The sequence below is a fragment of the Vibrio sp. OPT41 genome (assembly GCF_015163595.1).
GTDB lineage: Bacteria > Pseudomonadota > Gammaproteobacteria > Enterobacterales > Vibrionaceae > Vibrio > Vibrio alginolyticus.
The window spans coordinates 231,957-251,495 of record NZ_JADDYH010000014.1 but is presented as its reverse complement, the minus strand read 5'-3'; the positions used below and the strand labels follow the sequence as shown (position 1 = coordinate 251,495).

Below are 19,539 nucleotides of genomic sequence, written 5' to 3'. Positions count from 1 at the left end.
TAAACTAACAAGAAAATCAGAGAGAAAAGCATAGTGCTCTGTTATGCTGTTGTCGTTCAGCTATATGCCCCAGTCACTCTTTTAGCACTCTTATACTTACCTGCTCAACGGAACGCATAAGTTAAGAATGCTTTAGCAAAGTCAGGAGCTTTCTTTGGTCACCGTCGATAAACAAGACTCAATAACATTAAAAATCAGTCATGCACTCGCAAAGAGCAAAAGTGTCGACCTAGATATTTACTTTTTTATACCTGGTGAGCTTGGTTTAAACGCCGATATCATCAGTGAATCCGAATTTTATTACACCTCAATCACACAGCAACGATCTTATTACAGTACTGAAATCCTTCTTCCGCTAGTACACAGTCGACTTGCCAAACGTGGACGCCTGTCGAATCAGCAATACCGAGTAAGTTTGAGTTTGTTCGCTTACCAATACGTTATCGCGCTAGACAAAGCGGTAGCAAGTTTAAACAAGCATGAGAACAACTCCGTAACGGAAGAGGAAGTGGACGAAGTTATCGAGCTCACGCTTGAGATCTTAAAGCGCTTGCGGCGTTCTATTCCTTACGAAGAGAACTTAAAACGCTACTACGTTAACATCGATAACTATCTGTCCTGGTATACCGAGCAAAAGTTCCTGTCACTGGTGGCCCACCTACCACGTGAAGGCGACTATGGCACGATCAAGAAGCGCCTGATCACGCTATGTGAGAAAGAGCAAGCCCATCGTAAACTCAACAAATACAACTCATCAAGAGTCGTTGAAGACGTTACTCGCCTATCTAACAAAATGCGCTTGCTAAGGCGATTGATTGAACACCCTATCGTGCTTCGTGAAGAAACCATATCGATGGGTAACAACATTAAGCGCGCTATCAAAGGTATTGCAACCGGTTTAGTGATGGTTGTCGTGACCTCGACCGTGATTCTCGCTCGCGATTATCTGGGGGAAATTTCTGCCTCATTCATTATCGCGATGTCTTTTATTTACGCTTTACGAGAAATCTTTAAAGATGATTTACGCGATGCCATGTGGCGATGGATCCGTAAAGGCAAGCCAAAATGGCGTAAGAAGTATGTTGATCCAACGACGAAAAAAGTGGTTGGCAAAAAATTGGAGTGGCTCGATTATCGTACCTTAAGTAGCTTGCCGGATAAGATTCAAAGAATACGTAAAAAACGCGTCGTTCAACGTGAAGAGCAGATTCTTCATTATCACGAGAAAACCGAAATGGCGACCTCTCTTTTCTTGAGTGGTTACGAACAAACGAGAGAAACATTGAACATCAGTTTACGCCCTATCATCCGCTTGATGGATAAAAGCTCAAACCGAGTTTACCGTTTAAATGAAGGTCAAGTAACCAAAGAGTCAGTAGAGAAACGTCATTTGCTCAATGTGATTGTCAAAGAGGACAACCACACCGATGAGCCTGTTTATTACCGCTGGAAAGTGGTCTTAAATCGTTCCAAAATCGTCTCTATCGAGAAGATTGAACTCAATTAAGCCAACGCCTTTAAACAAACGAGCCACAAACCACTAGGCAGCCTCTTTTCTTTGTTGGGCTGCTTTTTTTATCGAAAGAGTAAGCGAGAATTCAGCCATTGGCTCGTCACCATGTAAGTTAGGACACAGCGCGACAATTTTTACGTCACGATTTACTCGTTCACCCGTTGCCAAGGTGTGCTCGAGCATCTCATCAATGACATGACCATCGTTACAAACAAAGTGCACATCGGCTTCCGGGCGCTTTAAAAACTCGGCTTTCACACCTTTAAATGCTAGCGAGATCGCTTCTCCCTTTTCTTGCGCTTTACTCATAGCAAGAAAACCACCAGCAACATCAGCACCAACGGCTAAAGCGCCGAAATACATGCTATTCAGGTGGTTCTTCGTTCTTCTGCGCAATGGGATACGAACCTCAACATGCTTGCTATCTATCGCAATGATTTTAGGGTGGCAAAGCCAAATCAGCGGCACTTTTGAAAAGCCAAACAGATTTAGATACAAATTCGCACGACGTAGAGCTGATAACATTTTGGTCTCCTTACCAATCTAGTCAGACCAGTTAATCAACGAAAGAAATAGATGTCAAAGAAATGTTAACAAAAGCTCGATCTCACGAGTTATTTAACCCTCATAAAGTGACGGCGTCACCCGTAAGGTATGAAGTTTATCGCAGTTACTTAGATTACCTTACAGCGAGATAGAGAAAATGGTTATAAATTCAAATGTATATATATATTGATTTAATGATCAAGTTTTGTCATTTATACATAAGTCATTTAAATGAATACCTACACCTTTGTATACAATTCGGTATTTCCTGGCGAAGATTCCCGTGAAACGGTTTATTCCTGCCTGTAATTCCGTTATCTTTACCCCTTCGCAATAGAGAATAAAGCTATAACATGCCTATAAAAACAGATGAATTGAGAACCCAACCTTTGGGTCCAATGCCTACCCCAGCAGAGCTAGGTAGTGTACATCCTATTACGGATGACGTTGCAGACCGTATCGCTCAATCTCGTCGTCAGATTGAAAACATTTTATCGGGTGAAGACAATCGCCTTCTTGCGATTGTAGGTCCGTGTTCTGTTCACGACACTGAAGCTGCCATTGATTACGCCACTCGTCTGAGTGAAATCCAAGACAAGTACAAAGACGAGCTATTTATCGTGATGCGTACTTACTTTGAAAAGCCTCGTACAGTAGTTGGTTGGAAAGGTTTGATTACGGACCCTAACCTAGATGGTTCTTACGCACTTGAAGCTGGTCTTCATAAAGCTCGTAAACTACTACTGGATATCAACAAGCTTGGTCTTGCGACTGCTACTGAGTTTCTTGATATGATCACTGGCCAATACATCGCGGATTTGATCACTTGGGGCGCGATTGGTGCTCGCACAACGGAATCACAAATTCACCGTGAAATGGCGTCGGCACTATCTTGCCCAGTTGGTTTCAAAAATGGCACAAATGGCAACGTAAAAATTGCAATTGATGCAATTCGCGCATCGAAAGCATCGCATTACTTCTACTCGCCAGATAAGAACGGTCGAATGACGGTTTACCGCACAAGTGGCAACCCTTACGGTCATATTATTCTGCGCGGTGGAGAAAAAGGCCCTAACTTTGATGAAGCATCAGTCAAACAAGCATGTGATGCTTTAGCTGAGTTTGGATTGCCACAACGTTTGGTTGTGGATTTCAGCCATGCAAACTGTCAGAAGCAACACAGAAAACAAATCGACGTAGCTCAAGACATTTGTAACCAAATTAAGTCAGGCAGCACTCGTATTGCGGGTATCATGGCTGAAAGCTTTATTCTTGAAGGCAATCAGCCAATGACTGACATCAATAACCTAACGTATGGTCAGTCTATTACAGATCCATGCCTAGGTTGGGAAGACACTGCTACAATGCTAGATATGCTGGCAAGCGCTGTTAAGTCCCGAAAGTCCCTATAACAAAATAATCAAGGAATCTTCATGCCATCGTTTGATATTGTTTCTGAAATCGATACGGTTGAACTACGTAACGCCGTTGATAACGCTAACCGTGAATTGTCTACTCGTTTCGATTTCCGCAACGTAAATGCGAGCTTTGAGCTAGTAGAAGAAAACGTAAAAATGTCTGCGGAAGGTGACTTCCAACTTAAGCAAATGCGCGACATTTTACGCGGCCACTTAGCGAAGCGTAACATTGACGCGAACGCAATGGATGCACAAGACCCAGACGTTACTGGTAAAAACTGGCACCAAACTCTGCTTTTCCGTCAAGGTATTGATACTCCAACGGCGAAAAAAGTAGTGAAACTTATCAAAGACGCAAAGTTAAAAGTACAAGCTTCTATTCAAGGCGACAAAGTACGTGTTACTGGTAAGAAACGCGACGACCTGCAAGCGACAATGGCAGCGATTCGTGAAGCAGAGATGGGTATCCCATTCCAGTTTAACAACTTCCGTGATTAATCAATCTGAGAAGTAAGTAAAAACGCCAGCGCATAATCCGCTGGCGTTTTTTATTGGCTTTTGTGTAACGAACTACGTATCCACTTTTAGCATTTGGCATTGCTAGATAACCAAGTCCTGCCCTTGCAGCAATACGAATTCGCTCGTTCCTTGTGGTATGAACACGCAAATTCGAAGCTTTTCAGCTTTAGCCTTGGCCAGCATATCCGAAAGCTCAGCAGCGCTCGAGAAAGCTTCTCTTTCTGCATCTCTGCGTATTAGTTCTAACACATTCGCTTCACATCGAGTTGAGTACAGAGCCAGCTCCGCTTGTTGCATATAGCGTACGGCTTTTATTGGCAACATCTCAACATCTTTCCCAACATGTATCCAAGTACAACTTCCCTTTTCATCTAAAGGTGTTGCCATGGTCGCTTGGTAAATTGCTTCTAACTCACGATTATCTCGCGCGTTTTCCACCTCGGGATTCGAGAAAAATTGCTCCCAAAACTTGCGGCGTAAATCGACGCTAGGCAGTGCCTCTTTAATTGAGTTTCGCTTTGAGTTAGCAAAATCCGCCATCAACCCCATGTTTTGTGGCAGTATCGATTCAAGCTTTTCACGGATGTTTCGAATTAAAACTGGCGAAGCTCCACCACTAGAGATAGCGATTTGGATGCGGCCACGATTAATCATTGACGGCGTGATGAAATCACAATAAGGCTTATCATCCACAACGTTAACCAAGATGCCTAGCTCTTTGGCATCTTTGTACACTTGGTGATTTAGCTCAGGATTGTCTGTCGTCGCCCACACTTGAACAAAGTTTTTAGTGACAATGTCACTCGAATAGAAACGTTGTACCCAGCGCAGTTGATGCTCAGAAGCAAGCTTAGACAGAAAATCAACCAACGTCGGAGAAACGATAGTCACATCCGCCCCAGCCTTTAGCAACGCTTCCACCTTTCGGCTTGCCACCTCACCGCCACCCACGACGAGAACGGGTTTATTAATTAAATCTAAGAACAGAGGAAAATATCGCATTTCAATCCATGATTACTCTAATTAGCTGTTGTAGACCATGCTACCAAAAATGGGGCAAGCTCATCACCCTGTTTCGGTATCACAAATAATTTTTGTTTGAATTTTTACTGAACTTCACCTTGCTCAGCTAATGACAGTTTTAATAACAACTTTTTATTCTTTTGTATTGTTCACTCTTCTATTGATTGTTCTGATGCACCAAATTGTCCATGAATTGCACTATTTACAAACAATTAACATTTCGTCATTCTAAATCTCAAGGCACTTTGTAAGTTCTCTCAAAACTTCATTTAAATTATATATTTGAGAATTAACAGATCCTTTCCTACGCTTATAACTGGTTGATCTATCGAATGCCGTTTCTTCGAAAATCAATCACGTAGGACGATAACTCTAACGAATTGGACACGTTATTTCAGGTCACTCCTGATTAAACATGGATCATACAGGAAGGATACAAATGGCAAATAAACTCACAGTTCTTGCTTCCGTCGTAGCGGCTTCTACTGCGATGATGGCAACATCAGCTCAAGCAGCAGACACTACTCTGGACAAAGTCACAAAACAAGGTTTTCTTACTTGTGGTGTAAGTACCGGTCTACCTGGTTTCTCTAACCCTAACTCAAAAGGCGAATGGGAAGGTATCGACGTAGAATATTGCCAAGCACTGGCTGCAGCCGTTCTTGGGGATAAAACGAAAGTTAAATATGTACCCCTAACCGCAAAAGAACGTTTCACTGCGCTTCAATCTGGTGAGATTGATGTGCTTTCCCGTAACACGACCTGGACTCTCCACCGTGACACTGCACTGGGCCTAAACTTCGTAGGTGTGAACTACTACGACGGTCAAGGTTTTATGGTGAAGAAGGAACTTGGTATATCAAGTGCTAAAGAGCTTGATGGTGCGTCGGTATGTGTTCAATCAGGTACAACAACCGAGCTAAACCTTGCAGATTATTTCCGCAACCAAGGCATGGCGTACAAACCTGTGGTATTCGACACAGCGGCGCAAACTTCGAAAGGTTTTGATGCGGGACGCTGTGACGTATTAACAACTGACCAATCTGGCCTTTATGCACTGCGTTTGAATTTGAAAGATCCGTCCTCTGCGGCCGTTCTTCCAGAAATCATCTCTAAAGAGCCACTAGGTCCAGTCGTTCGTCAAGGCGATGATCAATGGTTTAACATCGCTAAGTGGACATTGTCTGCGATGATTAACGCTGAAGAATACGGTATTAGTTCGAAGAATGCGGATGAAATGCTGAAGTCAACAGATCCAAACATCAAACGTATCCTTGGTGTTGATGGCCCTAAAGGCAAAGGGTTGGGTATCCGCGACGATTGGGGCTACCAGGTTATCAAACAAGTTGGTAACTATGGTGAAAGCTTCGAACGTACAGTCGGTACTGGTTCGCCGTTAGAAATCTCTCGTGGCGTTAATGCGCTATGGAATGCAGGCGGCTTTATGTACGCGCCACCAATCCGATAGAAAGAGTTAATCAGGGCGGTTCATGCCGCCCTTTTTCTTGATTATATCTCACTGTATGAGTAAGGATCGCTCATTGGATGGCGAAAAGCGCTCGCTTGGTGGAACGGCTTTAAAGGTTCGTACGTCACCAGACATGGAGCGTTATTCTTTAGCCAGCAAGGACGAAACTTCTTTATACAGGCCGATATCTATAACTAAGGTTTGAGGTTATCGCTGTATGAAACCGACACAAGATGCATCGCCAAGTACGATGTCCAAACCAAGCGGAAGCAAGAGCCTGATTTATAATCCTGCCTTTCGTTCTGCTATTTTCCAGATCATTGCCATTGCTGCACTGGTATTTTTCTTTTACACGATTGTAAACAACGCTCTCAATAACTTAGATGCTCGTGGTATTGCAACGGGCTTCGGTTTTCTGAATCAAGAAGCCGGGTTTGGTATTGGGTTAACACTAATTGAATACGATGAAACGTACTCTTACGGTAGAACATTTATCATCGGCCTTCTTAATACGGCGTTAGTCTCCGTATTAGGTATTATTCTGGCTACTGTGATTGGCTTTACCATGGGGGTTGCCCGCCTTTCTTCTAACTGGTTAGTTAGTCGTTTAGCGGCAGTTTATATCGAAACTTTCCGAAATATCCCCCTTCTTCTGCAAATATTCTTCTGGTATTTCGCTGTTCTTCAAGCATTACCCTCACCACGCCAAAGCTTAAGTCTTGGTGAAGCTATTTTCCTGAACGTTCGTGGCTTATATTTCCCTGCACCGACTATGGAACCCGGCAGTAGCTACGTTATTGCCGCGTTAATCTTCGGGGTAATCGCAAGCTTATTAATTAATGTATGGGCGAATAATAAGCAACGTCTCACTGGGCAACAAACCCCAATGGGAAGAATAGTTTTGGGTTTAGTTGTTGGCCTTCCATTGGTTGTGTACTTCCTTGCTGGTATGCCAATTTCACTGAATTATCCTGAACTAAAAGGGTTTAACTTCCGAGGTGGTATTAGCATTATTCCTGAATTGGCTGCGCTACTTTTGGCATTGAGTGTTTATACAGCTTCTTTCATTGCTGAGATTGTTCGCTCTGGTATTAATGCGGTTAGTCATGGTCAAACCGAAGCAGCGATGTCGCTAGGCTTACCACGCTCGAAAACTTTAAAGCTTGTTGTCATTCCTCAAGCGTTACGAATTATTATTCCACCTTTAACCAGTCAATATCTCAACCTCACCAAAAACTCATCGTTAGCGATGGCGATTGGTTACCCAGATCTTGTCTCTGTGTTTGCTGGTACTACCCTGAACCAAACGGGACAAGCGATTGAGATCATTGCGATGACGATGGGCGTGTACTTGACATTAAGTCTGATTACGTCTGCATTAATGAACTTGTATAACCGTAAAGTCGCGCTGGTGGAGAGATAATATGAGTACTCATCAATTTCAACCGGATCTCCCACCACCCGCCAATACTGTAGGCTTCGTTGGTTGGATGCGGAAAAATCTATTTAATGGCCCTATCAATTCCATTGTTACTGTCATTCTTGCGTATATTGTCGTAACTGCAATATGGTATATCGTGGATTGGGCGTTTATTAACGCAGACTGGATTGGCTCAACGCGTGACGACTGTAGCCGAGATGGTGCTTGCTGGGTATTTATCAGCGTGCGCTGGGAGCAGTTCATGTATGGTTTTTATCCAGAGTCCGAACTATGGCGCCCTCGCCTTTTCTATATCACATTAGCCATATTTACCGTTTTACTCGCGTATGAGAAGACACCGAAACGGATGTGGATTTGGCTTTTCTTCGTAAACATCTATCCATTCATCATCGCTGGGCTGTTATACGGGGGTGTCTTTGGACTAGAAGTGGTCGATACACACAAATGGGGTGGATTACTCGTTACGCTCATTATTGCGTTAGTTGGTATCGTAGTTTCACTGCCAATTGGTGTGGTGCTTGCGCTTGGTAGACGTTCAGAGATGCCGATCATTCGCAGCATTTGTACCGTCTACATTGAAGTTTGGCGTGGCGTTCCGCTTATTACGGTTTTGTTCATGGCTTCGGTTATGCTTCCATTGTTTATGTCTGAAGGCTCAGAGACAGATAAACTGATTCGCGCCCTTATAGGTGTGGTTATGTTTGCCTCCGCTTACATGGCAGAAGTGGTACGCGGTGGTCTACAAGCCATTCCGAAAGGTCAATATGAAGCCGCTGATGCGCTTGGGTTAAGTTACTGGAAAAAGACTGGGCTGATTATCTTGCCACAGGCGCTAAAGATTACTATTCCTTCTATCGTGAACACCTTCATCGGTTTGTTTAAAGACACCAGTTTGGTACTCATCATTGGCATGTTTGACGTACTCGGTATAGGACAAGCAGCAAATACCGACCCTGAATGGTTAGGTTTTGCTACAGAAAGTTATGTATTTGTCGCGTTAGTGTTTTGGGTATTTTGTTTTGGCATGTCGCGCTATTCGATATGGCTTGAAAACAAACTTCATACCGGTCACAAACGATAACTCATCAAGATCAAGGACGTATTATGACGCAACAACAAGACTACATGATCCAATTGAAGGACATGAATAAATGGTATGGTGAGTTTCACGTACTAAAAAATATTAACCTCGACGTTAAGCGCGGCGAGAAAATCGTTATCTGTGGTCCATCAGGGTCGGGAAAATCAACGATGATTCGCTGTATTAACCGTCTTGAAGAGCACCAAACAGGCAGCATTTACGTCTCTGGTACGGAATTAACTGAAGACTTAAAGAACATTGAAGCAGTACGCCGAGAAGTGGGCATGTGCTTTCAACACTTTAATCTCTTCCCTCATTTAACCGTACTGGAAAACTGTACGCTCGCGCCTATCTGGGTGAAGAAGATGCCAAAAGATGAGGCAGAAGCAGTTGCGATGAAATATCTGGAACGTGTAAAAATTCCAGACCAAGCGGAGAAGTATCCCGGTCAGTTGTCTGGTGGTCAGCAACAACGCGTGGCGATTGCTCGCTCTTTGTGTATGAACCCTAAAGTCATGCTTTTTGATGAGCCAACATCTGCACTCGACCCGGAAATGGTTCGCGAAGTACTGGATGTAATGGTCGAACTCGCCGAGGAAGGCATGACTATGCTTTGTGTGACACATGAAATGGGCTTTGCTAAAGAGGTTGCCGATCGCGTGATATTCATGGACGCAGGAGAGATCATCGAAGAAAACAACCCGGTCGATTTCTTTGAGAATCCTCAATCGGATAGGACCCAAAACTTCCTAGCGCAAATCTTACACCACTAAGATTTAGCCGAATCGACATAAAAAAGCACTGGTTTCTATGAAGCCAGTGCTTTTGTTACTAAATTCAAAAATCTGTGTGAGAATCAACATAGCTATGCTAGGCAGTAATATTGTGTTACAAGTTGCCAAATACATAACATCTTATTTCCATTATCATTTTATCTAGGATATGCATGAAAAGGGCTTGATTTTTTGAACTTTCAGCCCCATAAATGTACCAATAGTAAACTCCCTTATTGAGGATAATTATGAACAGTCCAATGTTTACTCGTTCAACAAGTGTTCCTAATACACTAGAAACTAACAAAGTACTGAAAAACACTTACTTCCTACTGTCGATGACACTGATGACCAGTGCTATCGCAGCAGTCGCGACTATGGCAATGCAAATTTCACCAATCATGGCAATTGTGATGCAGGTTGCAGCGATTGGTATTTTGTTCTTTGTTATGCCAAAGGCAATCAACTCATCATCTGGTATCGTTTGGACATTCGTTTTCACGACTCTAATGGGTGGTGCTTTAGGTCCAATGCTTAACTACTACGCATCAATTCCAAACGGTCCTACTATCATTGCTCAAGCTCTAGGTTTGACTGGTATGGTGTTCCTTGGCCTATCGGCTTACACCATTTCAAGCAAGAAAGATTTCTCTTTCATGCGCAACTTCCTGATGGCAGGTTTGATCATTGTGATCGTTGCAGCGCTGATTAACATCTTCGTTGGTTCAACAATGGCTCACCTAGTAATCAGCAGTGTTTCTGCACTCGTGTTCTCTGGTTTCATCCTATTCGATACAAGTCGTATCGTTCGTGGTGAAGAGACAAACTACATCAGTGCAACAATTTCGATGTACCTAAACATCCTTAACTTGTTCACTAGTCTGCTAAGCATTCTAGGCATCATGAACGACGATTAATCGTTTCTCGTTAAGTAGAATAAAAAAGCCCGAAGGTAATTCCTTCGGGCTTTTTCTTTGTGTGCAATTCAGTGTATTACGCCTGCTCTACTGACAACTCTATAACTTCGTCAGCTTCTGGATTTTCTCTAAAGCGTCTCACTTTGATCGTTTCCTCTCCTAACATGATTTGCTTGGCGATTCGGTGCATACCGTCAAAAACACGATAGTCACTGGTTAAGATTACCGGATACGACAAATCAGCATTGTTGATTCGTTGGCAATGTTTTGCAATTTCACGGCAGGTTGGCTGTGGCCCTTCATGACTAAACCAAGTCACTTCATTTGGGCCTTTGATATCATCAATCGAAATTTCTTCTACAGGTAAGGATTCTGCAAGTTGCCAAATACGCTCGATGGACCAAGTGGATTTTACATTGTCATTAATCTCAATGTAACGTTGTTTCGACATGACTAACTCCTTGTCATCATTGTTGTTTCTAACCTGAATACAGGCTTTCATTAATCCAATGAGAATATCGGTCTATGAAAACAAACACAACGTTTAAGCTATTAATTCTCAAACAATCGCTATATCGCTTGTATGAGCGCTTTATAATCACCTCTCTCAGTTTGTAAACTGATTTCAAGGTATAACTTGTCTTAATTCAAACCGCGACTTCGCAATCGCTCATCGACTGATGACAAAAAGCAAAATACTCCAAACGCAACCCACCAATAACCGAACATCTTGAGCGCGGGCAACCAGACTACTGATTTACCAGCTACGCTAAAAAATATGTAGGCCGACATAATCGGTGTCACTAACATGACTCCCCAAGTCAAAAAAAGTAACGGCCCATAGATGTACTGCAACCAAGCATACTTCGGTTTTATAGGATTATGTTTTACAAATCCCGTCAGACATAGAAAAGAGAAAATGCTAAAGCATGCTTGCAGTACCGCCCATCCAATGGAAACGAAAAGATTCGACCACTCCATACACTCCTGAATTGCTCCGTGTTGTTGTTAAGCATGGGTGAACATAACGATTTTTTTCAATTTATTCTTTTGATTTAAAACTAGTTTATATTCGTTGTGATCGACTTATCTAAAACAATAAATATAACTGACAAATCAATCACACCAAGCGAATTGCATAACAATGCAAAACCACCGATATCAACCCCGAAAATTTTCTAACAACACGAATAAAAAAACAAACTTATGCTTAAAATATAATTTAAGAGTATTCAGTTATAGGCCACTACTTTGTACGCTTTTGATTCGCTCGATACGACTTCGAGATTCTTTTGTTGAGAACATTCTCGGCTGTCGCTAATCTATAAACATCCATGTTTACTTAACGGATAAAACGTTATGTTCGTTTACAACGGCAAAGAAATTGAAACGGATGCTCAAGGCTACTTATTGGATCATACTCAATGGGAAGAAGGTATGATTGAGCTTTTAGCAAAAGAAGAAGACATCGAGCTTACGGATGCTCATTTGGAAGTTGTGCATTTTGTGCGAGACTTTTATGAAGAGTTTAATACCTCCCCTGCAGTGCGTATGCTTGTGAAAGCGATGGAAAAAGCGCACGGCCCAGAAAAAGGTAACAGTAAGTATCTATTCAAGCTGTTTAAAAAGGGGCCAGCCAAACAAGCAACCAAATTAGCCGGCCTACCAAAGCCAGCTAAATGCTTGTAAATTCATAAAATTTTAAAACCGCGTAACGGCTTATACGACGCAGGTTCCTGCATCACATGCTCTACTGTTGCCGTTCGCGGTCCTTCTTGTAACCATTCCGAAAACGCAACTATTTGCGCGTCTGTTCCACACGCCATCACTTCAACATCACCATTGTTTAGGTTCTTCGCATAACCTGTTAACCCTAGCTTCAATCCTTGATGGGAAGTATGGTAACGAAAGCCCACGCCTTGAACATGACCTTTTACTATAAATCTCTCACACTTTACGTTCATCTTTGTACCGCTTCTTTTTACTGAGTGATATATTCTTTTCGTCTATTCACCCCACTAAGGATAGTGGGTTTTTGCACGGTTATTATAATTATGAAAGAAATTCCATTCCGCTGGATTGATAAGTATCTCATTCACTTAAAGATTCAAGAAAAGTTCTATTTGCTCTTCGTTCTCCCTCTTCTTGCTTTAGTCATTCTCACTCTCGTCCTTAATAGCGCGGCTAATACACTGCTCTCAAGTATGTACCAAGAAGAGCTCATGCTTATGAAAGGTCTGATAGAGGCAGGCAACCTTTCTCAATCTCAAGTAGCAAGCCTCATAGCGGGTTCAGAAACCGTTTCTATTGGCTCAGGGCCGCAATCCGTGTCAGTTTTAAATGGTGCGTACAGCTTGGTTGCAAACCATGAACTTTCTTTATGGACTGCCCTATCAACGACTCAAGTGAGCATCATCTGTGTGAGCTTGTTTATTCTCGCTCTTGGCGTTTACTACATCATGACGTTTATTGGCGGCGCGATGTTCACGATGAACAAAGCATTAAACACCCTTGCTGGTGGCGACTTAACTGCGAGAATGAACTTCTTCCCTGTTCGCGACGAGTTTAGTGAAATTGCTATTACGATAGACAAAGTTGCAGAACGAGAGCAACAAATGGTGCTGTCGATTCAAGAGTCTGTGGCGTTAATGCAACAAATTAGCTCAGACCTGAATCAATCGATTCATCACAGTTCAGATATTTCAGCGACTCAGCAGGAACACCTCAACTCTCTTGCGAGTGCAACTGAACAGATGGCATCAACGATTCGAGAAGTCGCGACACTAGCTCACGATTCAAGCACGCAAACCGATGATGCACGTAACGTGGCTCAGTCTGGACAAGTGAAAGTTGAGAATACGCTTCACTCGATTTCGAACCTTTCTAATGAGATTCAATCTGCGTCTCAAGCCGTTGCCGAGTTAGATGCCAATGCAGCACAAATTGATGAAGTCGTGACAACCATCAATGGGATCTCCGAGCAAACCAACCTACTTGCTCTGAACGCGGCTATTGAAGCTGCACGTGCTGGAGAACAAGGTCGTGGATTTGCGGTCGTTGCGGATGAGGTTCGCGCTCTTGCGGGACGCACTCAGCAAGCGACAGTTGAAATCCAAACGATGATTGAATCATTACAGCGTAACAGCCAGTCGCTTACTAAGCTGATGGAAGTGACAGTTAATAATGCAAATGAGGGACATAACCTCATGACGGAAGTGAATCACGAAATCGGCTCTTTGGCAGATAAAAATCAAACTATCTCCGACAGTAGCATTCAAATTGCAACAGCAGCTGAAGAGCAAGGTGTAGTCGCGGACAATATCGCCTCAAGCGTTGAAGAAATTCGAGTTCAAGCAGATAACGTGTGCAATATGATAAGCACGACTTCACAAAACGTTGATCAACTGCGTAAGCAAAGCGACACAATGGAAGCACTACTTACTGGACTTAAAGCATAGCAACGGAATCTATTACAGCAAATTCAATAAAAGGGTCACTTTAGTGACCTTTTTTGTATTTAAAAGTCACTACAATGTACTGGATTGCCGAGGGATATTGCTTTTACCATTTACATCCCGGACAATACGCCCCTTTCAAAATTCAACAAGAGCTAATGAAATGACAGCTGCTATCTATTTGGTTAAAGGTCGTGAGAAATCGGTCAAGCGCAAGCACCCTTGGATCTTCTCTCGAGGCATCAACAAAGTTGAGGGCGAACCTGCTCTTGGCGAAACGGTTGATGTATTCACTCACGACGGTAAATGGCTAGCTAAGGCGGCATATTCGCCAGCTTCACAAATTCGTGCTCGTATTTGGAGTTTTGAGAAAGAAGAAATCGACACCGCGTTTTTCGTTAAACGACTTAAAGACGCACAACTTCTTCGTGAAGACATTATCGAACGTGATGGCCTTACGGGTTATCGCCTTATCGCAGCAGAGTCTGACAGCTTACCTGGCGTTACGATCGACCGTTACCAAAATTTCTTTGTGTGCCAACTTCTCAGTGCTGGCGCAGAACACAATAAGCAGGCTATTGTTGACGCTCTGGTTGAGTGCTTCCCTGATTGTAATGTGTACGAGCGCTCTGACGTGGCCGTTCGTAAGAAAGAAGGTTTGAAAGAGACCACTGGCGTATTGCACGGTGAAGTGCCTCCAAAATCTGTCGTCATCGAAGAAAACGGCGTAAAGATTAGTGTAGATATCGTTGGCGGACACAAAACAGGTTTCTACCTAGATCAACGTGATAGTCGCCAGCAAGCGATGAAATATATGAAAGGCAAAGAAGTTCTTAACTGCTTCTCTTACACTGGTGGCTTCGGACTTTACGCTCTAAAAGGTGATGCAAAGCGTGTGATTAACGCTGACGTGTCACAACCTGCTTTAGATACCGCAAAATTCAACGCAGAACTAAACGAGTTTGATATTTCGAAGAAGCGTGCCGTCTTCCTAAATGCAGACGTGTTTAAGCTGCTTCGTGAGTATCGTGATCAAGGAACTCAGTTCGATGTTGTGATCATGGACCCACCGAAGTTCGCAGAGAGCAAAGCACAACTAAACGGCGCATGTCGTGGTTACAAAGACATCAACATGCTAGCAATGCAAATTCTAAAACCGGGCGGCACGCTACTGACCTACTCGTGCTCTGGCTTGATGGATCAAGTTCTGTTCCAGAAAATCATCGCTGATGCAGCCGTAGACGCTAACCGCCAAGTAAAGTTTGTGGAGCGTTTTGAGCAAGCCGCTGACCACCCAACCGATACAGCATATCCAGAAGGCTTCTACTTAAAAGGTTTTGCATGTAAAGTGCTTTAGGCTACGAATAAGTAAGACAAAGCAGAAGAAAAGGGCCTACTGGCCCTTTTCATTATGGCTCTAAGTTAACCTTAGTTAGTGCGGATAACACATCTCTCTCAAAGTCCGCATTTCCCACGATTAAATCACTAAACTCTGTCGCCCCGTTTTCTATTACGATAGTTTGAATTGAGTTTCCATCGTTATGGGTTATTTCTAGAGATAAGTCATCGCCATCAATGTTCAAGTCAATACTATTAAGAAGTTCTTCTATCGTATTGTGCCCTGCATCTTCAACTACTTCACTCAGATCTAAGGTGTCCAAATCTCTCTCAAAACCTCTAATTAGATCTGTTCCTGTATCCAAGGAGTCGTTGACCCATTTAAAGACATCTGCCTCGTTATCATTACCGATCAAGATGTCATGACTTACATCTACTTCAGCTTCAATAATATTTGCAGAGCCATTACTTGAAGCATTTACTCCTCCGTTTTCATCAATAATGAATTGCAGGGTATTCTCACTTTGATCGCCATCGTTATCCGTCAATACATAATCGAAGTCTAACGTTTCAACTGTATCACCCACCGCACCATAAAATGCATACGTACCATCGTTTAGGTCGATTTCCAGAGTATGTTTGCTGTCGATATAGATAGTAAGCTGCATCGTTGTGTCGTCAAATGCATGCGAAATACCATCGTTATTGTCAGTAACTATTAGGTCTGTACCATCAAACGAATAAGTGACACCGTCATGTTCTATTTCGCTAATATAACCACCATCTGCACCAATACCTGTATCTGGAGAAGTGGTATACATCAAGTTCCCCCCAACAGGTTGAATCACTGACTGCAACATAACTGGAGGTAATTGAGTTACGTCAGGAACCACAACACCATCAAGGTCTTGATTCAAAAAGCCATCATATGCTACGCGATCTAATTGCTCCGGCATAAGATTAACGCCCATACCATACGCTAGGGCTGTTATCTGATTATCAGGATCGGTTAGGTGATCAATCCAACTCTGCTCGCGAGCGTCGTTTATAAATGATGACGCAGGGTTTGGCTGACCATCTGACAAGAAGTAACTAACATTCGACGCACTGGTTAACTTACCTACATCATCCCATGACTGTTTTGCTTCATTTAGCGCGTTGTTATAGTTAGTCGCGCCACCCGCAGTTAGCGTCTCAATATACGCTTTGGCCTCCTCGACCGTCAGCCACGTCGCAGCACCTATAGCGTAAGTGGATGCTGTACTGCTATAAGTAATAATTTGAACTCGCGTTTGACCGATAGACTCATATTGATTCAATAACTGAGTTGCCGAATCTTTCATTATCTGCAAGCGATTATCCGTTCGCATAGAACCCGAGACATCCATTATGAGCTGAACGTTGGCACTTTCTTTAGTTTCTGCAACTACATCGTGAATAATAGATGCAGAATCTGGTGAGTCATCTTCCACAATAACGTTGACCGTTGTGGAGTTAGTAAGACCACGAGCATTCGAGACAAGCACAGGCACCTCAATATTTAAGGTGTCTTCTCCAGATGGGTTGGAGTGATCAATCGGACCAAGAAGCTCCGTAGATACCACTCCAGTATCATTGACTGATATTTTGATAACCTCTTCACCGTTCGCTGAACCGATAAGCATTTGGTCGTTATTTGATAACGTCCACGTTACAGAGATACCGTTACTAGTAAGAGCTGTAGATGGTTCACTGAGCGTAACAGAATCAACGGTTTGACCCAGCGTCAATTGTTCTACATCAGTACTCGAGTCAGTTGTGTCATCAAAGCCGTTTAGAGCAGAGTCATCAGCAATGGCGTTGCTTAAGCCTTCCTCAGAAACGTTTAGAGTTACACCTTCTACGATTGGTGGGGCGTAAGGGTTGACAGAAAAGTACCCCGTTTTACTGTCTCCATCATTATCAGTAATCGTGTAGTTAAAATCGATATCCCCATCGCCATAAGGTGAGGTCAAAGGTAAGTATTGGAAGAACTCCCATTTTCCAGTGCTAGGTGTAAGTTGAACTTCGAATGCAAGCTCTCCATCAGCCTCTGCAATCAGTCTATTAGAGTTTTGTGGATCGACGTATATCAACACGTCTTTACCATCTAGAGTCTCTAAACCAGCCTCACCTCCATTTAAGACTATAGAACCAGGGCCATCAGCTCCATATACAGCACCGAGGTTCCCATCCGCACTAGCAATTGGCACGCCAGAGTACGCACCTGTAAAGGTTATTGATTTAACGGTAAAGTCACTGTTGTCTTCAGTATCCGGGCCATTGCCATTACTGGTCGCCTCGAGGATGATTTTATCAAAGCCTCCCTGTTGAACATTGAAATTTGCCGCGTAATCACCACTGCTTGCGTCAGAGCTGAACGATTGCTGAGCAATTAATACACCATCTCTATAAAAAGATGCGATTCCTTTCTCAAGTTCACCACCAAACATTTTCTCAAATTCTATTTCTGCTCCGTAAGCAACTTTATTGCCTAAGTCTATGATTAACTGCTCTGATACACCCTCATTACCCGCGAATCGATAATCGACTTCGTTTTCTAATTGGAAGCCGTTGTTACCAGAACTTTTAACGCCAATCCCTTCTGATGATTGATTGATTTCAGCTGTTCCCAGCATCACAGATTCGTCAGACACAAAACCGTTTGCAGTCACAACAACATCCCCAAATGTTCGACTGGTTGCGTCTGCCTCACTTCCTGCAAAATCTATGCGCCCTGTCAGAACGTTAGGTGCACCAGTAAGCGACACATCGACGGGTTGAACAACAACAGGCACGTATGGGCAATCATCTTCAACGGCCACATTTAAGCTTTGAGATGTTGTTGTTTGTCCATCACTTACAGAAATCTGTAAATCAAAGTTGATGATGTCTTCCACATCATTAACAGGATGATCAAGTGGCTCAAACAGAGTAATAGTATAGTCCCAAGAGCCTTGACCTGAAGCTGAAGGCTCGCTCAGCACAACAGTAGCAACAACGCTCAGGTGAGCAGTTTTCGCAGTCAGCGTTTGAGTACTGTTGTCCCACGTCCACGATATAGGCTCCCCTCCTGATGTTAGGTTGTTAGGGCCTGCCAATACCACTGAAACATTCGCCGTGTCTGGATCGGCAACTGTGAATGTTCCTGAGAAACTTGCGGAGTTAGTGGTGTCTGAAGGTGATCCTGTATTATCAGGGATACCATTAGCTAAACCTTCTTCCGAAACAACTGCATTCACAACATTTGAAATAGAAGGAGGAGCATCATTATCAATAATCGTTGCCGTACCGGTATCGCTGCCTTGTACTGCGCCAATGCCGGTCACCGTGACACTGAAATCTTCTGGGCCTTCATAAACGGCGTCATCAATGGAAGCGATGCGCACATCAAACTCAGTTTGCCCTGCTGGCACCGTTACCACGCCATCGTTTGGCACTGCAACCCAACCGGAGCCTGTGTTGTATTCTAAGGTGCCTAAGTCTCCAACTTCGGTGTCACCTAAGTTCAGGCCTAGCTCGACTTGAACAGCGGACTCAGAGGCGTTCGACAACGTCACTTTGAAGTTGGCTGTATCCCCCTCATTGATGGTGCCAGCGTCTGAGATAGTCACGCTTGGACGGTCATCATCCGGATCAGGGCCCGGACCACTGCCGTCATCCACTATCGTTGCTGTCCCCGTATCGCTGCCTTGCACTGCACCAATGCCAGTCACTGTCACACTGAAATCTTCAGGACCTTCATAAACGGCGTCATCAATGGAAGCAATACGCACATCAAACTCAGTTTGCCCCGCTGGCACCGTTACCACGCCATCGTTTGGCACTGCAACCCAACCGGAGCCTGTGTTGTATTCTAAGGTGCCTAAGTCACCGACTTCGGTATCGCCGAGATTAAGACCCAACTCTACTTGCGTTTCCGCTTCAGACGCGTTCGATAGCGTCACTTTGAAGTTCGCTGTGTCACCCTCATTGATGGTGCCAGCGTCTGAAATAGTCACGCTTGGACGATCATCATCCGGATCGGGG

General features: G+C 43.5%; 16 protein-coding genes. 11 read left to right on the top strand and 5 right to left on the bottom strand.

Features of this window, described 5'->3' with window-relative positions; translation table 11 throughout:
* Positions 1-154 precede the first annotated feature (154 nt).
* Entirely contained in the window at positions 155-1,507 is a 1,353-nt protein-coding gene (locus IQP38_RS04805) for a hypothetical protein (protein WP_053304486.1), read from the top strand.
* A gap of 33 nt (positions 1,508-1,540) precedes the next feature.
* Here the strand turns inward: IQP38_RS04805 and IQP38_RS04800 are convergent, their stop codons facing one another.
* The gene (locus IQP38_RS04800; protein WP_005377418.1) at positions 1,541-2,038 is read right to left on the bottom strand and encodes a DUF4442 domain-containing protein; all 498 of its coding nucleotides are present in this window, start codon (positions 2,036-2,038) and stop codon (positions 1,541-1,543) included.
* A 374-nt stretch (positions 2,039-2,412) separates the two neighbouring features.
* Here IQP38_RS04800 and IQP38_RS04795 point away from each other — a divergent pair, with 374 nt between their 5' ends.
* Together IQP38_RS04795 and IQP38_RS04790 are read left to right on the top strand one after the other, a co-directional pair.
* Complete coding sequence (locus IQP38_RS04795) at positions 2,413-3,471, top strand: 3-deoxy-7-phosphoheptulonate synthase (RefSeq protein WP_005377417.1); 1,059 nt, start codon at positions 2,413-2,415, stop codon at positions 3,469-3,471.
* A 21-nt stretch (positions 3,472-3,492) separates the two neighbouring features.
* The gene (locus IQP38_RS04790) at positions 3,493-3,975 is read left to right on the top strand and encodes a YajQ family cyclic di-GMP-binding protein (protein ID WP_005377415.1); all 483 of its coding nucleotides are present in this window, start codon (positions 3,493-3,495) and stop codon (positions 3,973-3,975) included.
* A 102-nt stretch (positions 3,976-4,077) separates the two neighbouring features.
* Here the strand turns inward: IQP38_RS04790 and IQP38_RS04785 are convergent, their stop codons facing one another.
* Entirely contained in the window at positions 4,078-4,998 is a 921-nt protein-coding gene (locus tag IQP38_RS04785; protein WP_033905330.1) for a precorrin-2 dehydrogenase/sirohydrochlorin ferrochelatase family protein, read from the bottom strand.
* 460 nt (positions 4,999-5,458) lie between these two features.
* Here IQP38_RS04785 and IQP38_RS04780 point away from each other — a divergent pair, with 460 nt between their 5' ends.
* The 5 genes from IQP38_RS04780 (at position 5,459) to IQP38_RS04760 (ending at position 10,699) form a co-directional block, all read left to right on the top strand.
* A complete protein-coding gene (locus tag IQP38_RS04780; protein ID WP_005377403.1) occupies positions 5,459-6,487 on the top strand; it encodes an amino acid ABC transporter substrate-binding protein in 1,029 nt (342 codons plus the stop codon).
* A gap of 217 nt (positions 6,488-6,704) precedes the next feature.
* Entirely contained in the window at positions 6,705-7,910 is a 1,206-nt protein-coding gene (locus tag IQP38_RS04775; RefSeq protein ID WP_005377402.1) for an amino acid ABC transporter permease, read from the top strand.
* Between the two features lies 1 nt (position 7,911).
* Complete coding sequence (locus tag IQP38_RS04770) at positions 7,912-9,009, top strand: amino acid ABC transporter permease (RefSeq protein WP_005389988.1); 1,098 nt, start codon at positions 7,912-7,914, stop codon at positions 9,007-9,009.
* Positions 9,010-9,032: 23 nt separating this feature from the next.
* Positions 9,033-9,782, top strand: a complete 750-nt coding sequence (locus IQP38_RS04765) for an amino acid ABC transporter ATP-binding protein (RefSeq protein WP_017634609.1) — start codon at positions 9,033-9,035, stop codon at positions 9,780-9,782.
* A gap of 248 nt (positions 9,783-10,030) precedes the next feature.
* Positions 10,031-10,699, top strand: a complete 669-nt coding sequence (locus IQP38_RS04760; protein WP_017634610.1) for a Bax inhibitor-1/YccA family protein — start codon at positions 10,031-10,033, stop codon at positions 10,697-10,699.
* Between the two features lie 76 nt (positions 10,700-10,775).
* Here IQP38_RS04760 and IQP38_RS04755 read toward each other — a convergent pair whose 3' ends face one another.
* The gene (locus IQP38_RS04755; RefSeq protein ID WP_005377398.1) at positions 10,776-11,150 is read right to left on the bottom strand and encodes a chromosome partitioning protein ParB; all 375 of its coding nucleotides are present in this window, start codon (positions 11,148-11,150) and stop codon (positions 10,776-10,778) included.
* Between the two features lie 908 nt (positions 11,151-12,058).
* Between IQP38_RS04755 and IQP38_RS04750 the strand changes: the two genes are divergently transcribed.
* Entirely contained in the window at positions 12,059-12,388 is a 330-nt protein-coding gene (locus IQP38_RS04750) for a TusE/DsrC/DsvC family sulfur relay protein (protein ID WP_005377396.1), read from the top strand.
* A gap of 2 nt (positions 12,389-12,390) precedes the next feature.
* Here the strand turns inward: IQP38_RS04750 and yccX are convergent, their stop codons facing one another.
* A complete protein-coding gene (gene yccX, locus IQP38_RS04745; RefSeq protein WP_017634611.1) occupies positions 12,391-12,663 on the bottom strand; it encodes an acylphosphatase in 273 nt (90 codons plus the stop codon).
* Between the two features lie 90 nt (positions 12,664-12,753).
* Between yccX and IQP38_RS04740 the strand changes: the two genes are divergently transcribed.
* Both IQP38_RS04740 and IQP38_RS04735 read left to right on the top strand, forming a co-directional pair.
* Positions 12,754-14,157, top strand: coding sequence for a methyl-accepting chemotaxis protein (locus IQP38_RS04740; RefSeq protein ID WP_193837359.1), 1,404 nt, complete (start codon positions 12,754-12,756; stop codon positions 14,155-14,157).
* 160 nt (positions 14,158-14,317) lie between these two features.
* On the top strand, positions 14,318-15,511 hold the full coding sequence (locus tag IQP38_RS04735; RefSeq protein WP_193837358.1) for a class I SAM-dependent methyltransferase: 1,194 nt from the start codon (positions 14,318-14,320) through the stop codon (positions 15,509-15,511).
* Between the two features lie 52 nt (positions 15,512-15,563).
* Here the strand turns inward: IQP38_RS04735 and IQP38_RS04730 are convergent.
* A partial coding sequence (locus IQP38_RS04730; protein ID WP_193837357.1) for a VWA domain-containing protein occupies positions 15,564-19,539 on the bottom strand: 3,976 nt, incomplete at its 5' end.

Excerpts from the sequence above, each read along its gene's own strand:
- IQP38_RS04755 (WP_005377398.1), bottom strand. The coding sequence starts at position 11,150 with ATGTCGAAACAACGTTACATTGAGATTAATGACAATGTAAAATCCACT.
- yccX (WP_017634611.1), bottom strand. The coding sequence starts at position 12,663 with ATGAACGTAAAGTGTGAGAGATTTATAGTAAAAGGTCATGTTCAAGGC.
- IQP38_RS04785 (WP_033905330.1), bottom strand. The coding sequence starts at position 4,998 with ATGCGATATTTTCCTCTGTTCTTAGATTTAATTAATAAACCCGTTCTC.
- IQP38_RS04800 (WP_005377418.1), bottom strand. The coding sequence starts at position 2,038 with ATGTTATCAGCTCTACGTCGTGCGAATTTGTATCTAAATCTGTTTGGC.
- IQP38_RS04770 (WP_005389988.1), top strand. The coding sequence starts at position 7,912 with ATGAGTACTCATCAATTTCAACCGGATCTCCCACCACCCGCCAATACT.
- IQP38_RS04740 (WP_193837359.1), top strand. The coding sequence starts at position 12,754 with ATGAAAGAAATTCCATTCCGCTGGATTGATAAGTATCTCATTCACTTA.
- IQP38_RS04790 (WP_005377415.1), top strand. The coding sequence starts at position 3,493 with ATGCCATCGTTTGATATTGTTTCTGAAATCGATACGGTTGAACTACGT.
- IQP38_RS04765 (WP_017634609.1), top strand. The coding sequence starts at position 9,033 with ATGACGCAACAACAAGACTACATGATCCAATTGAAGGACATGAATAAA.
- IQP38_RS04735 (WP_193837358.1), top strand. The coding sequence starts at position 14,318 with ATGACAGCTGCTATCTATTTGGTTAAAGGTCGTGAGAAATCGGTCAAG.
- IQP38_RS04750 (WP_005377396.1), top strand. The coding sequence starts at position 12,059 with ATGTTCGTTTACAACGGCAAAGAAATTGAAACGGATGCTCAAGGCTAC.
- IQP38_RS04795 (WP_005377417.1), top strand. The coding sequence starts at position 2,413 with ATGCCTATAAAAACAGATGAATTGAGAACCCAACCTTTGGGTCCAATG.
- IQP38_RS04775 (WP_005377402.1), top strand. The coding sequence starts at position 6,705 with ATGAAACCGACACAAGATGCATCGCCAAGTACGATGTCCAAACCAAGC.
- IQP38_RS04780 (WP_005377403.1), top strand. The coding sequence starts at position 5,459 with ATGGCAAATAAACTCACAGTTCTTGCTTCCGTCGTAGCGGCTTCTACT.
- IQP38_RS04760 (WP_017634610.1), top strand. The coding sequence starts at position 10,031 with ATGAACAGTCCAATGTTTACTCGTTCAACAAGTGTTCCTAATACACTA.